12 protein-coding genes are annotated in these 13816 nt (G+C 60.4%); 1 reads left to right on the top strand and 11 read right to left on the bottom strand.

Features of this window, described 5'->3' with window-relative positions; translation table 11 throughout:
• Positions 1 to 7: 7 nt before the first annotated feature.
• Complete coding sequence (locus AC1RMF_RS15680) at positions 8 to 1564, bottom strand: polyamine aminopropyltransferase (RefSeq protein ID WP_342620262.1); 1557 nt, start codon at positions 1562 to 1564, stop codon at positions 8 to 10.
• Positions 1561 to 1773: a DUF350 domain-containing protein gene (locus AC1RMF_RS15675; RefSeq protein WP_342620261.1), complete on the bottom strand. Its 213-nt coding sequence runs from the start codon at positions 1771 to 1773 to the stop codon at positions 1561 to 1563. Before AC1RMF_RS15675 ends, AC1RMF_RS15680 begins: the two co-directional genes overlap by 4 nt.
• A 225-nt stretch (positions 1774 to 1998) precedes the next feature.
• Here AC1RMF_RS15675 and AC1RMF_RS15670 point away from each other — a divergent pair, with 225 nt between their 5' ends.
• On the top strand, positions 1999 to 4257 hold the full coding sequence (locus AC1RMF_RS15670) for a penicillin-binding protein 1A (RefSeq protein WP_493142541.1): 2259 nt from the start codon (positions 1999 to 2001) through the stop codon (positions 4255 to 4257).
• A gap of 1 nt (position 4258) precedes the next feature.
• Here the strand turns inward: AC1RMF_RS15670 and AC1RMF_RS15665 are convergent, their stop codons facing one another.
• From AC1RMF_RS15665 to AC1RMF_RS15625, 9 genes are all read right to left on the bottom strand, one after another.
• Positions 4259 to 5173: a DMT family transporter gene (locus tag AC1RMF_RS15665; RefSeq protein WP_342620259.1), complete on the bottom strand. Its 915-nt coding sequence runs from the start codon at positions 5171 to 5173 to the stop codon at positions 4259 to 4261.
• Positions 5174 to 5187: 14 nt separating this feature from the next.
• Positions 5188 to 5874: a DAPG hydrolase family protein gene (locus tag AC1RMF_RS15660; RefSeq protein ID WP_342620258.1), complete on the bottom strand. Its 687-nt coding sequence runs from the start codon at positions 5872 to 5874 to the stop codon at positions 5188 to 5190.
• A gap of 31 nt (positions 5875 to 5905) precedes the next feature.
• Positions 5906 to 7462 carry an ATP-binding cassette domain-containing protein gene (locus AC1RMF_RS15655; RefSeq protein ID WP_493142539.1) on the bottom strand — a complete coding sequence of 519 codons (1557 nt, stop codon included), beginning with the start codon at positions 7460 to 7462 and terminating at the stop codon, positions 5906 to 5908.
• Positions 7459 to 8436 (bottom strand): branched-chain amino acid ABC transporter permease, encoded by a 978-nt coding sequence (locus AC1RMF_RS15650; RefSeq protein WP_342620256.1) that lies wholly within the window; start codon positions 8434 to 8436, stop codon positions 7459 to 7461. Before AC1RMF_RS15650 ends, AC1RMF_RS15655 begins: the two co-directional genes overlap by 4 nt.
• Before the next feature lie 5 nt (positions 8437 to 8441).
• Positions 8442 to 9320 (bottom strand): branched-chain amino acid ABC transporter permease, encoded by an 879-nt coding sequence (locus tag AC1RMF_RS15645; protein ID WP_342620255.1) that lies wholly within the window; start codon positions 9318 to 9320, stop codon positions 8442 to 8444.
• Positions 9321 to 9376: 56 nt separating this feature from the next.
• Positions 9377 to 10576: an amino acid ABC transporter substrate-binding protein gene (locus AC1RMF_RS15640; RefSeq protein ID WP_342620254.1), complete on the bottom strand. Its 1200-nt coding sequence runs from the start codon at positions 10574 to 10576 to the stop codon at positions 9377 to 9379.
• 20 nt (positions 10577 to 10596) lie between these two features.
• A complete protein-coding gene (locus tag AC1RMF_RS15635) occupies positions 10597 to 11970 on the bottom strand; it encodes an outer membrane beta-barrel protein (protein ID WP_493142536.1) in 1374 nt (457 codons plus the stop codon).
• A gap of 67 nt (positions 11971 to 12037) precedes the next feature.
• Complete coding sequence (locus AC1RMF_RS15630; RefSeq protein ID WP_342620252.1) at positions 12038 to 12898, bottom strand: beta-keto acid cleavage family enzyme; 861 nt, start codon at positions 12896 to 12898, stop codon at positions 12038 to 12040.
• An 11-nt stretch (positions 12899 to 12909) separates the two neighbouring features.
• The gene (locus AC1RMF_RS15625; RefSeq protein ID WP_342620251.1) at positions 12910 to 13815 is read right to left on the bottom strand and encodes a 3-hydroxyacyl-CoA dehydrogenase family protein; all 906 of its coding nucleotides are present in this window, start codon (positions 13813 to 13815) and stop codon (positions 12910 to 12912) included.
• Position 13816 lies beyond the last annotated feature (1 nt).

The following is a 13816-nucleotide window of genomic DNA, read 5'->3' as shown; positions in this document are numbered from 1 at the left end:
CCGGCCTTCAGTGGGCGACACGGCCCCACTCCTCTTCATAGGTGGTGACCAGCACCTGGTTGGACAGGCGGTTGATCTCGGTGGGCACGCGGTCCATGTCCTGCGGAAAGTCGAACAGCAACGGCAGGCTTTGCAGGTTCAGAAAGCGCAGGCCCGCCGGCAATGCAGTAGGCAGCCGGTAGGGCCTGCGGCTGGCAATCACAAAGCCCCACTCGCCAAAGCTGGGCACGTGCGCATGGTAGGGCGTGGCGGTCAGCCCCACGGACTCCACCGTGTGCACCACCGTCCAGAAACTCTTGCGTGCTACCAGCGGCGAGGTGGTCTGGATCACGGCGTAGCCGCTGGCCGACAGATGCTTGTCCAGCAGCGCATAAAAGGAGTTGGTGAACAGCTTGCCGATGGAGAAGTTGGTGGGGTCGGGGAAGTCCACCACGATTACGTCAAACACGTCACTGGCGTTTTCCAGATAGCCAAAGGCATCGGTATTGACCACCTTGAGCTTGGGCGAAGAAAGCGCATGCGCGTTGAGCGCCGTCAGCATGGGCTCACGGGTGAAGAGATCGGTCATGGCCGGGTCCAGCTCCACCAGCGTGACACTTACCACGCCGGGGTACTTGAGGATTTCGCGCGCGGCCATGCCGTCACCGCCGCCCAGGATGGCAACCTTTTTGGGCGCGCCACCTTGCGCAAACGCTGCCATGACCGGATGCACCAGGGCCTCGTGGTAACGGTATTCGTCGCGCTGGGCAAACTGCAGATTGCCGTTCAAAAACAAACGCAATCCCAGGCGCCCCTCACCCGGCGCGTTGGTCACCACGATGCGCTGGTAGGGCGTGGTCAGCGCGATCACCGCGTGGTCCTGGTAGAGCTTGTCCTCGGCCCAGGTGGTGATGTGGTCGGCCCAGGCAAACACCGCAAGCAGCACCGCCAGGGTGGCCACACACGTCAACGCATGCGCGGACAGATGCCGCAACTCATGGCGGAACAGCCACAGGGCCCAGAGCGCTACCAACGCATTCATCAGCCCGAACAGCAGGCCGGTGCGCGCCAGCCCCAGATGCGGAACCAGCAGCAAGGGGAACGCAATGGACACCGCCAGCGCGCCCAGGTAGTCAAAGGTCAGCACCTGGGAGACCAGGTCCTTGAGCGCCACGTTCTTCTTGAGCATGCGCATCACCAGCGGGATCTCCAGCCCCACCAGAATGCCCACCAGCACCACCATGGCATACAACACGAAGCGAAAGGAATTGGGCAGCGCCGCATGCGCCACGAACAGCAGCACCGGCAGCAGGCCCCCGGCCAGTGCCACCAGCAGCTCAATACGCAGAAAGTGGGCGCTGAGCTGGCGCTCCAGAAAGCGCGAGAGATACGAGCCCACGCCCATGGCAAACAGGTAAGCGCCAATCACCGTGGAGAATTGCAGGACAGAGTCGCCCAGCAAATACGACGCCAGCGCGCCCGCCGCCAGCTCGTACACCAGCCCGCAGGCAGAGACGACGAAGACGGAGGTCAGCAGCGCCAGCTCGACCGGGCTGGGGCCCGGTTTGGAAGCATGCAGGCTCAATGGATGGCGGCAGCGACGATGATGCAGATGCCCAGCGACATGGCTGCCACGACCAAGGCTAGCGCCTGGTTCTGCTTTTCCACAATCTCTTCCCACAGGTTGTAGGGCGTGATCTTGTCGATGATGACAAAGCTGATCCAGAAGATCAGCACACCCATCAATGCAAATACGATGGAGCCCAGCAGGACCCCGGGTTTCATCCATTCCATGATGCGTCCTCGGTGGTTGGTGTTTGTTTGGGAAGCGAACACAAAGCCGCAGTGTCCCTCATTTTCGGCGCCTGGTTGCGCCCGTAGCCGCTTCCACATTGCGGGATTGTTGTAAACGAAGGTAAAAACGGCGCCCACCCTGGGCGTCCTCCCCTCGAGCGACAATAGCATGCTGCTCTGGCCGCCCGATCGGTGGCGCCCATTTGGCCTAGACTCGCGACTATCTTGAAATTCCTCACTTCGTTTTGCTGCGCCAGTGTGCTGCTTGCAGCCGCACTGGCAACTCCTGGCACGCAGGCTGCCACCCCGCTGGACCTCCCTAGTCTGGACGCAATGGTGGATTACCGCCCCAAGATTCCGCTGCGCGTGTACACCAGCGACGGCGTGCTGATTGGCGAGTTCGGCCAGGAGCGGCGCGAGTTCGTGGCGATCAAGGACATCCCGCTGATCCAGAAGCAGGCCTTGCTGGCCATTGAAGACTCGCGCTTTTACGAACACGGCGGCGTGGACTTCAAGGGCGTGGCGCGCGCATTGATCGCGGACCTGACTGGCGGCATGAAGCAAGGTGCCTCCACCATCACCATGCAGGTGGCGCGTGACTTCTACCTCACCAAGGAGAAGGTGCTCTCGCGCAAGCTCACCGAAGTGATGCTGGCCTACAAGATAGAGCGCACGCTCACCAAGGACCAGATCCTGGAGCTCTACATGAACCAGGTCTATCTGGGCCAGCGCGCCTACGGCTTCAGCAGCGCAGCGCGGATCTACTTCGGCAAGTCGCTCAAGGACGTCACCATTGCACAGGCCGCGATGCTGGCCGGCCTGCCGCAGGCACCCAGCACGGTCAACCCCGTGGTCAACCCCAAGCGCGCACAGGCGCGCCAGCAGCTGGTGCTCAAGCGTATGCGCGAGCTGGGCTATATCAATGACGCGCAGCTCAAACAGGCCATGGCCGAAGACCTGCACGTGCGCATGGATGGTCAGAGCTACAACAGCCATGCGCAGTACGTGGCCGAGATGGTGCGCCAGAGCATGGCGGCCCAGTTCAAGGACGACACCTACACGCGTGGCATCAGCGTCACCACCACACTCATCAGCACCGAGCAGGATGCGGCCTACGATGCGGTGCGTCGCAATGTGCTGGCATATGACCAGCGTCATGGTTACCGCGGAGCAGAAGGCTTTGTGGAGCTGCCTGCCAACGCGACCGAACGCCAAAAGGTCATAGAAAATGCACTGCAGCAGCACCCGGCCAGCGACCGCATGCTGTCGGCCGTGGCCCTGACGGTCACACCCAAGAGCGTGCGCGCTGCGCTGCCCAATGGCGACCAGATCGACGTCAATGGTGATGGCGTACGCTGGGCCGCAGCAGCCCTGGCTCCCAAGGCACCAGCCGCGCTCAAGCTCAAGGCCGGCTCCATCATCCGCGTGGTGCAGGACGCCAAGGGCCGCTGGAGCATCACGCAGTTGCCCAATGTGGGTAGCGCCTTTGTGTCCCTCAACAACCAGACCGGCGCCTACCGCGCGCTGGTGGGTGGCTTTGATTTCAACGCCAGCCAGTTCAACCACGCCACCCAGGCCTGGCGCCAGCCCGGCTCGTCCATCAAGCCCTTCATCTATTCAGCTGCCTTGGAGAAGGGCTACTCGCCCGCCACGCAGGTGAACGACGCGCCCCTCACGCTCACGCCCGCAGAAACCGGCAGCCAGCCCTGGTCTCCGCAGAACGATGACGATGTGTACGAAGGCGCCATCACGCTACGCCATGCGCTGGCCATGTCAAAGAACGTGGCCGCGGTGCGGCTGCTGCGCGCCATCACGCCGCAGTACGCCCACGACTTCCTGCCGCGCTTTGGCTTTGACGGCACCAAGCAGCCCGTCAACTACACACTGGCACTTGGCACCGGCTCGGTCACGCCGCTGCAGATGGCAGGCGCCTACTCGGTGTTTGCCAATGGTGGCTTCCAGATCAATCCGTATCTGATCCAGAAAGTGACCGATGCGCGTGGCGCCGTGCTATTCGAGGCCAAGCCCGTGGCCGTGGCGCAGGAGAGCGACCGCGTGCTGGATGCTCGCAATGCCTTCGTCACCACCAGCATGCTGCACGAGGTGACCGTGAGCGGCACCGCAGCCGCTGCACAGAAGCTGGGCCGCCCGGACCTGGCCGGTAAGACCGGCACCAGCAGCGACGCGGTGGACGGATGGTTTGCCGGTTACAGCGGCAATGTGACCGCAGTGGCCTGGATGGGCTATGACGACCCGCAATCATTGGGGGGCCGCGAATTCGGCGCCACGCTGGCGCTGCCCATCTGGATGGATTACATGGGCGTCGCGCTCAAGGGCAAACCGCCCACCCAGATGCCCCAACCCACAGGCGTGTCACAGGTGCAGGGCGACTGGGTGTACGACGAATTCCAGGGCAACACAGCAGCCAAGCCGATTGACCTGGATCTGCTGGAACGGTTGAAGGATCTGTTCGGGGGCAAGTAGGTCAACGGCCCGCTTCCGTGCTTCTGGTGTTTTGCGAAGTCACCAGATAAATGCTGGGCAAGATCATGGCGGCACCTGCGAAGTGAAACCACGACGGCGCCTCACCCAACAGAACCCAGGCAATGGCTGCGGCATACACGGGTGACAGATACATCACCAGACCGGCTTGGGCCGGGCCCAGCTTCTGGATCAGAAACGCATAGGATTTGTAGGCAACGAAGCCGGGAATTACACCCGCCACCGCTGCCAGCAAAAGCCCGCGCCGCGTAAGGAGCACCTGCCCCGCGTGCAAGGCCTCGATTACGGTGCATGGCAGCAGGATCAGCACACCTGCACATGTCACGGCGCACAAGCGCGTCGAGGTATCCAAGGCGCTTGGCCAGCGCTGCGTCAACAAGGTGTAGGCGACCCAGGCCGTGGCGGCAACCACAACCCACACGTCTCCCACGACAAGCCGCGTGGCGGACAAGTTCCCAAGGTGACCCTTGGAAATCACAAACAGGACACCGAACAGCGCCAGCAACATGCCCACCCAATGGCGCGGCAGCACGGTACCGCCGGATGCTCCGGAGTTGACCGCGGCAATGGCAACCGGTGTGACGGCATAGATCAGGGCAATGTTGGTGGAGCTGGTTGAGAACGCAGCCTCGTAGACGAAGGCGCCACAAATCCACATGCCCAGTCCACCAAGCACCAGCACATGGAGGTACTCGCGCGCGGGCAGGCGCATCAATTGACCGAGCTGCCTCCATGAAAAGGCGCCCATGAGGCACAACGCCACAGACCACCGAATCAGCGCCATCAGGTGGGGCGCAATCTCCCCGCTGGCAGCCTTGGCAAGGATGTAGTTGGAAGAAATGAAGGCAGGCGAAACCCATAACAGGAGCTTCGCCCTGCCTTGCGCAGTGCTGGTCAACCAGGATGCTCCCGCTACCAAGGCAGCTTTACTTCATGCGTTGCACGGTTCTCGGCAATGAAAAGGGAAGGAAGGAACCGCGAGAGGAAGGTGAATTCGTTGTAGCAGTGCTGAAGCAGTGCAATGCCGAACGCATCCGGAATCATCTCCTCGATTTCCTTCGGTGACTTTCCAATGGAAGGTAGATCCTGCCCCATGTAGAAATGGCTACGCAAAGCGCAGCCCCACGGTGTGTCACGGCCGATATGGAGCAAGCGTCCGCCCAACAGTTTCCCGTCGGGCAAGGTCGGTGTATCCCAGGACATACCGGTCCGCCCGCATACCGAGGCACTGATGCGCCCTTCCTGACGTGCCTTTTGGTAGCGATCGGCGTCGAAGAACTCCTCGTTGGGACGGAACTGAATCAGCAGTTTGGCCGATGGCAGTCCGGTGAAGAACTCCTCCACCTTGTGGATGGACCCCACGTGCGTGGACGCGTCGCCCCCAATCCAGTCGCTCGATACATGGTCTACCGGGTGCCACCACACATAGTGCTGGGTGTTGGGACGGGATCTGAACCACCACTCGAACATCTCGCCAGTGCAGCCGTGCAGGTCCGTGCGACAGGCCACGTGCAGCACGCCATCCGCAAGGCGCTCATAGCCCAGTTCCAAAGGCATGGGTGTGGGGTCTAGCAAACGATTGGCTTCTTTCAGTTCCATCTTGTGTCTCCTGTTTTCATTAAGAATATTTTCAATCCGCAGTGCCAATATAGAGGTGGCGCAGACGCGGGTCTTCTCGTATGGATGTGGCATTGCCCGAGAGCGCAAAGGTGCCGTGCTCCATGACATGCACCTCATCTGCCAAATGGAGTGCCCGCTCCACGTCCTGTTCCACGATGAGCATGGTCAGCCCGGCAGCCTTGAGTTCGCCAAGCGCCTGGTAGAGGCGGTCCATCATGACCGGCGCCAGGCCCAGGCTGATCTCATCAAACAGGACGAGCTTGGGCTTGGACATCAAGGAGCGGCCTATGGCCAGCATCTGCTGCTGCCCACCGGACATGGATGTGCCGCCAATGCGCCTGCGCTCCGCCAGTTCTGGGAACAGGGTGTAGATGCGCTCCAGTCGATCGGCCACCTCTGCCTGCGCCACGCCACGGGCTGCCAGCATCAGGTTTTCTTCAACGGTAAGCGGCGCAAATATGCGGCGCCCCTCCATGCACTGCGCCAGGCCAAGCCTTGCAAACTGATACGGAGCAGAACCTGTGACGTCCTTGCCCTCCACCAGGATGTGCCCCGCACTGGCCTTGATGGCGCCGCTCACCACATTGGCCAAGGTGGTCTTGCCGGCGCCATTGGTTCCCAGAATGGCGATCACCTTGCCGGGTTGCACGACAAGATCGATGCCGTTGAGAACCCGAGCCTGGCCATAGCCCGCATGGATGCCACGCAACTCCAGAATGGGCGCACGCGCTTTGCCGGCCTCGATCCGGGTCGGAGTAACCAGCCCCGCCATGGCGCGTGAAACGGTCGCTTGCCCTGGCTGCGTTGCCTCGGAGCGGACAGTTTCCACCTTCTTTGCCGAGTGCGAAGTGCCCAGGTAAACAGCCGCGACGTCGTCACTATTGAGCACATCCTTGGTACTGCCTTCGGCGATCTTCTTTCCAAAATTGATCACCGCAAGGCGGTCGCAACATTCCCGCACGACACGCAACACGTGTTCGATGATGACAATACCCTGCACCTCTTTGCGCAAGGACTTGATCAGTTCCACAAGCTCCGTGACTTCCGAGTCAATCAGGCCGGCACCAACTTCGTCGAGCAGCAGCAGCTTGGGCTGCAAGGCCAGTGCGCGGGCAACTTCCAGGCGCTTGCGACGCAACAAGGGTAACCCCCGCCCCGTAAGGTGTGCCGCATCGGCAAGGCCTGTGCGCTCCAGAATGGCATCGCATGCGCGGTTTGCCTTGACCCCGGCTTCCCAGGGACGCAATGAATATCTGGCCGCCAACAAATTCTCCCGCACGGTCATGTCGAGAAAGGGGCGAGGGATTTGGTACGTCCGGCCAATCCCGATACGGGCGCGGTCAAACGCTTGCATCTGCGTGATGTCCTGCCCGTCGAACGCAATGCTTCCGGCACTGGGCATCAGGCCGCCACCGAGCAACCCGATCAAGGTGGATTTGCCAGCGCCGTTGGGACCGATGATTCCCATGACCTGGTGTGGATGGACTGCCAAGGAAACGTTGTCGGTTGCAACCACACCGCCAAAGCGCTTGACCAAGCCGTTCGCTTGCAAAAGTGGTGTGCTCATTTCGCCTCCCCCTTGTTTCTGGCTGCAATATCGCGGGCGAGCCCGACCAGACCTTTGGGGGCAAACCGAATAACGACAATCAATATCACGCCGGTAATGGCCAGATGCAATGCGGGATAGTCCGCCAGTACTTCACCCAGGGCGATGACAAAGAATGCGCCGGCAACCGGCCCCAGACGCAAGCCCTGACCGCCAATGATGACGATCGACAGCACGCTGACGGTCCACTGAATGCCAAACATGCCGTAGGGCTCCACGGTTCCCACCTTCAGCCCTTGTAGCGCGCCTGCCATGCCCATCAGGAAACTTGCCAGCACAAAGGCAACCAGCTTGATGCGGAATGCCTTCACGCCAATTTGCGCAGCCGCGTCTTCGTCGTCACGCACCGCCCGCAGGAGGATGGAAAACCGGGATGCCGTCGCGATGGTTATCACCAGCGTGGTGACGGCCATCAAGCCAATGGCAATGCAAAACAGCGCATACAGGCCCGGCGGGTCCTGCGACAAGAAGAGACCGGAGGCTCCACCAAAGCCATCGTAGTTCACCATGAACATGCGCAAGGCTTCCGCCAAGGCGAGCGTGCCCACTGTGAAGTACAACCCCCGGAGCCGAAACACTGCGCGGGAGACCAGCAGCGCAAGCATTGCGGCAGCAAGACCCGCGCCGGGTATGGCCAGATACAGAGGCAGGTGCGCATTGTTCACAAGGCCGGTAAGCGCATAGGCGCCAATGCCGACAAAGGAGGCCGTCCCCAAGGACACCAGACCACCATAGCCTGCAAGCAGGTTCCACGCCTCGGCCAACGTGATCATCACCATGAGGCGAAAGCCGATTTCAAGTGCGTAATCTGAAAACCCCTGACTCGCTATCGCCAGTGCCATCAGGAGCGTGGGCACCACAATTTTTGAAACGTTTCTTCGGATCATTTCGGCCACTTCAGGATCGCTGGTGGGTTCGTATTCGGCATAAAGCATGGTGGTTACGCCCTCGCTGACACGATTCCGGCCGGGCGCAGTGCCAGTGCCAGAAGGAATAACACAAGGCCGACCAGGTCTCGGTAACCATCACCCAGCACGACCGCCCCAATACTTTGCAAGACACCCATGGCGACTCCCGCAACCAGTGTTCCAAAGATATTTCCAACCCCACCCAGAACCACAATGGCGAAGCTGATCAGCAGGTAGGTAGCACCCGTGCTCGGGGTGAAGGAGAAGGCGGTACCGATCAATACTCCTCCCATGGCCGCACAAGCGGCCCCCATGGAAAACGTCAGGGCGTGCACGCGCCGCACATCCACGCCCAGCGTGGCGGCCGCACCGGGGTCGGCCGAACTGGCCCGCAGCTCCCTGCCAAATGCGGTACAGGTGACCAGCAAGTGCACACACCACACCAAGACCACCGAAACCACAAACCCGATGAGGTAGATCTTGGGCACGACGACCGGCCCCAGTATCAGAGGTTGGGTGGCATAGGACGCCTCGATGTTGCGGGTGTCGGCAGAGAAGGCGAGAAGCAACAGGTTCTGCAGGATGATGGAAACGCCAAACATGGTCATCATGGGCGCCTCCATTCCTTTGCCCGCCAGAGGTGCGATCAGCAGCCGGTGGAAAGGCAATGCCACCAGCGCAACCAGGGCCCCCACCAGCGGCAAACCCAGAATGGGATCGAGCCCCAGGTAGCTGAGCAGGAAGTAGCTCAGGTAGGCACCACACACCAACAACTCGCCATGCGCCAGATTGACAAGACGCATCACGCCCAGCGAAATGGACAGGCCCAGTGCAATGAGCGACAGGCTGCCGCCCAACAGCAGCCCGGAAGCCAGGCTCCCGGCTATTACTTCCACGTTTGGCAAACTCATATGCCTACTCCTTCTTGATGCCCTGCAGCCAACCCAATGGACTGCAGGGGCTTCTCTTACTTGGCTTCAGGCAGGGGAAAGAGCAGCTTGCCATTGGCTCGGTCTTTGGGCCAGACCACGACGGCCTTGCCACTCTGCCATTGCATCAAGGTGATGGGAATGGCCGAAGTGTTGGTGGCGTCGAACTTCACCGGACCAATGACGTAGGTCTTGTTGGTCTTGGCTATGGCCGCGTTGATCTTTTCGCGGTCCAGGGTTCCCGCGGCAGCTATGGCATCCATGAGGACTTGCGCTGCGGCGTGGGAGTCTGCAATGTGCTGGCTCTGGGTCTGTTTGGTTTCCGACTCGAAGCGTTTGGCGAGATCGGCTGCACCTGGATACGGGAAGCTGGGGTCCCAGTAGCCGCCGACCAGAACACCGTCTGCCAACTTTCCGGTGGCCTGTGCGAAGAACTCGGGCTCAGCCCCCTTCTCCATCACAAGCACCTTGGGACTGAATCCGGCTGAAGCCATTTGCTTGCGCATGGCAATGGCCTGGGGCGGTATGGCGTCCACCAGCACCACGTCCGCTCCGGTGGATTTGGCTTGCGCCACCATGGAGGTGAACTGCTGCGCATCCGTGGGGAAGGAGGTGCTTTGCTCCACGGAATAGCCATTGGCCTTGGCAGTTTCAGGCCATATCTTTCCGCCCACGACAATGCCATCAGGGCCGTTGTCCGCCAATATCGCGACCTTCTTGTTGGTGACGATGCCGTAGTCGTTCATCATGCGAAAGGGCGCTGTGGCCAGATCGCCCTCATCAAAGAACATGACCCAGGCGTAATTCCACTTGCGCACGGAGCGGAAAGCGCCCAATGGATCACAACCCGCAACAATGGGAACCTTGCGCCGCTCCGCAACCAGTGCGCCTGCGTTCACCAACGCTGGCGTGCAGGAACCCAGCAATGCCACGGCGTTGTCCCGCGAAAGCAGTGACTCGGAGTTGCTCGCAGTCACGTTGGGGTCGGTCTTGTCGTCCCGGATGACCAATCGCACCGGGATCTTCTTGCCGTCCACCAGAATGCCTCCGGCCTTGTTCTGGTCTTTCACGGCTGTCTCGTAACCCCACTTCTGGTACATGCCAAAGCCAGCCAAGGGGCCGGACAATGGAATCGAGGCGCCGATCACGATTTCATCAGCTGCATGCGTGGCGGACATGGCACCCGCCAGCAGACATGCTGCGATCGACACTTGCGCGAGCTTGTATTGGAAATTCATTTGACGCTCCTCGTTGTTTTTTAGAAATAGATGACCAGGTCGGTCGACAGCGTGGTTTGCTTGTCGGCAGTGCCACCGCCGAACGCATTGACTCCGTTGTTGCCGGTCTGCCAGTCGTAACGGACCTCGGGACGCAGGATGGCACTCTTGCTGAGCTTGTAGGTCAGCCCCAACGTGACCGCATTGAAGTCGCTGGCTACGGCGGTTACGGGAAACAGTGCCACGCCCTGGGGGTCCCGGAAGTTCTCAAACCGTGCGCCATAGCTCAGCTTTTCATTGGCGGTATAGACCGCCTGCGCAACCACGCCGGTGTATTCCCCACCCGTGAAGAAATTTCCAGCAGCCGGGTTGAAGGTCAGGATGTCAATCGTTCCCGGCTGGCCATCGCCGCTTTGTTTGCCGTATACAAACTCCACATTGGCTTGCCAGGCATCGGCTGGCTTGAAGCCCACGCTCAGGGAGTGGTGCTCACGCTTTTGGCCATTGGCCGAAATGATGCGCGCAATGGGCATCTGGACGTTGTTGACTATAGGGTCGTTCTGCTCGTCCCCTATCATGAAACTGTAGTCAACCCAGGTATTCATATCGGTGCTGCGCCAACGCAGCGCACCAATCGTGCTGTTGCTGTTGTTGTTGTCGTTCAGGTTCTGGCGGCCTTTGACAATACCCAGTTCGCCCGCCAGAAATCCATATTCGTTGCGCATCAGATTGGCCGACACCAGGGCCCCGTAGACCTGATCGGGCTGCGCTACAAAGGTGTAGGTTTTGGTATAGAACACATTGGGGCCTGGCCGCCATTCGGGTGCTATGTCATGCCCCACACCGGAACCAAACCGCCCCACCATCGCGGCAACACCCATGCCCACCGGAAAGTAGGCTTGCAAAAATGCCTGGGGCATGGCGACGTAGTTTTGCCGTGTGCTTCCCGGGTTCACTCCGGCGGGTGTCTGGTTGACCGTCCATTGCGAATCAAAGCCAAACATCTGGGCTGGCAAACCGTTGCGTCCATACAGCAACTCCGTGCGGAACCCCCACGAAAACTCCCATGGTACAGGCCCTGGCGTAGGAGTGACGCGGGGGATGATGTTCGTCGTGATAGGCCGCTCCAGCGCCAATGACAAGGCGTTGAGCTGCAAGCCCTCGTCTGCGGCACCTGCAATCGGGAAGTTGGAGTGCCCTGCCGCCGCCTGGTCGTGCGTCGAGGTGTTGTTGGAGGAAAAGCCAACCTGCAGAAAGCCAAAGGCGTTGATTCCTGCCGCGCTTTCCAGTGCGTCTCCAAACAGTGAGAACGGCTTTTCGTCGCCGTCACCGTCACTGCCTTGTGCTGCTGCTCCGGTGGCCATTGCGGATGCAATCACCACGGCGCATGCCATGCTGATGGGGGTGTTTTTCAATCTGTGCTCCTCGTATTTATTTGGTGGGGTGGTGGGTCTTCCCTGTCTCTCTTTCTTTGCGCTTGCTTCAGACAACCGCTGCGGGCACGTTCTTCAGGCCCAGTATTTTTCGTGTCTCGTCCGGGGTGGCGACCGTGCGATCAATCTCGGCCACCGTGCGCTTCACCCGCTCGACAAACTCCACATTGGATTTGGCAAGCTGGCCTTTGCGGTAGAAGATGTTGTCTTCCATCCCTACGCGCACATGCCCGCCCATGGCCAGGGCGGCGTAGATGATGGGTAGGTGGCCTCTGCCAATGCCCAGAGCGGACCAGGTGAAATTTGTACCCAGGTTGTCCTTGCAGGTGTCCAGCAGGAACATCATGTTCTTCACGTCGGCTGTCATGCCGCCAGGCGCACCCAGCACGAACTGGAAATGCGGGCGGCCGGTGATGAGGCCCTTCTTCATGTAGTGCAGGACGTTGTAGATCATTCCGGCATCAAAGATTTCGAACTCGGGCTTGACGTTGCATTCCGACATGGAGTTGGCCAGCTTCTCCAGGAACCGCGGGCTGTTCTCAAAGACGGTGGTGTGGGCCCAGTTCATCGTTCCTGCGTCGAACGAGGCCATCTCGGGGCGCAGCTCTTGAAAGGGCCTCATGCGTACTTCGTCTGAAAGGCCCAGTCCGCCCGAGGTCGTGAGGTTCAAGACTATGTTGCAACGGGCCCGCACCAGGCGCACGGTCTCGGCGAATTTGTCAAAGTCCATGGACGCGTGGAAGGCATCGTCGCGCACGTGAATGTGTGCGATGGATGCGCCCGCATCGGCACAACGTACGATCTCATCAGCTTCCTCTTGTGGTGTCAGTGGCACGTAGGGCGTGTCTGACTTTTGGGGCCAGGCGCCAGTGCAGGCTACCGTGAGAATGACCCTGCTGCTTTCATCCATGATGTATTCCTTTAGCGGCCTTCCGCCACGTTCATTGCTTTGAGATGGGACAAGACCTTGGCGCGTAGTTCGTCTTGCTGTTCAGGTGTCCAGGTTCTGAAGCCTTCACCGCTTTTCATTCCCAGCCTGCCGTCGTCGATCAGGCGTTGCAGGTACGGTGATGGGCCTGGGGTGTGGTCGATAAAGGGAAGTACCGTCTGGTGAATCGCCTGGGTCAGCTCGATTCCAACCAGGTCTGCGTTTTCCAAAGGCCCGAGAACGGGTAGACGCCGACCAAAACTGGCCTTGACAACGGTGTCCACTGTTTCGGCGTCGCATACGCCGCTGGCGACCAATGCAATGGCCTCCCTCCACAGGGCATGCTGCAGCCTGTTGCCAATGAACCCTGGTATGTCCTTTTCCACCATGGCAGGCGTCTTGCCTACTTCTGCCAGCAGGTTGAACATGTCTTGTGCGAGCCGCGGATCGGTGTGGGGGGTCTTGATCACTTCGACCAGCGGCACCAGGTACGGCGGGTTCCACCAGTGGGTGCCCATGGCCCTGTGCCCGGTCCCGACGTTGCGCATGATTTCCGTAATGGGTATCACCGAGGTGTTGCTTGCCAGCAGAGCATGCGGCGGCGCCAGTTGCTCGAGCTGCACAAAGAGGCGTTGCTTGAAGGCGAGGTTTTCCGGCCCCGCTTCAAATACGACATCCGCACCGCTGACGCACTCTCCCAGGTCTTCCGATGGAAACACCCGGGTTGCAGCGTTCACGTCCTGCTTCAAATCCTTCAGGTTGCGTTCTATGCGCTCACGCAGCGACATCAGCGCTTTCTGGTCCGGGTCGTAGACACGCACAATGCGTCCTGCCAGTGCGAACACCTGTGCAATGCCATGGCCCATGAGGCCAGCACCTATGACGGATATGTGTTGCATG

Source organism: Rhodoferax sp. GW822-FHT04A08 (assembly GCF_058801025.1).
This window is presented reverse-complemented; position numbering and strand designations above follow the sequence as displayed.

Bases quoted from the DNA above. Each gene is read 5' to 3' on its own strand.
- AC1RMF_RS15675 (WP_342620261.1), bottom strand. From the start codon at position 1,773: ATGGAATGGATGAAACCCGGGGTCCTGCTGGGCTCCATCGTATTTGCA.
- AC1RMF_RS15660 (WP_342620258.1), bottom strand. From the start codon at position 5,874: ATGGAACTGAAAGAAGCCAATCGTTTGCTAGACCCCACACCCATGCCT.
- AC1RMF_RS15655 (WP_493142539.1), bottom strand. From the start codon at position 7,462: ATGAGCACACCACTTTTGCAAGCGAACGGCTTGGTCAAGCGCTTTGGC.
- AC1RMF_RS15650 (WP_342620256.1), bottom strand. From the start codon at position 8,436: ATGCTTTATGCCGAATACGAACCCACCAGCGATCCTGAAGTGGCCGAA.
- AC1RMF_RS15645 (WP_342620255.1), bottom strand. From the start codon at position 9,320: ATGAGTTTGCCAAACGTGGAAGTAATAGCCGGGAGCCTGGCTTCCGGG.
- AC1RMF_RS15640 (WP_342620254.1), bottom strand. From the start codon at position 10,576: ATGAATTTCCAATACAAGCTCGCGCAAGTGTCGATCGCAGCATGTCTG.
- AC1RMF_RS15630 (WP_342620252.1), bottom strand. From the start codon at position 12,898: ATGGATGAAAGCAGCAGGGTCATTCTCACGGTAGCCTGCACTGGCGCC.
- AC1RMF_RS15625 (WP_342620251.1), bottom strand. From the start codon at position 13,815: ATGCAACACATATCCGTCATAGGTGCTGGCCTCATGGGCCATGGCATT.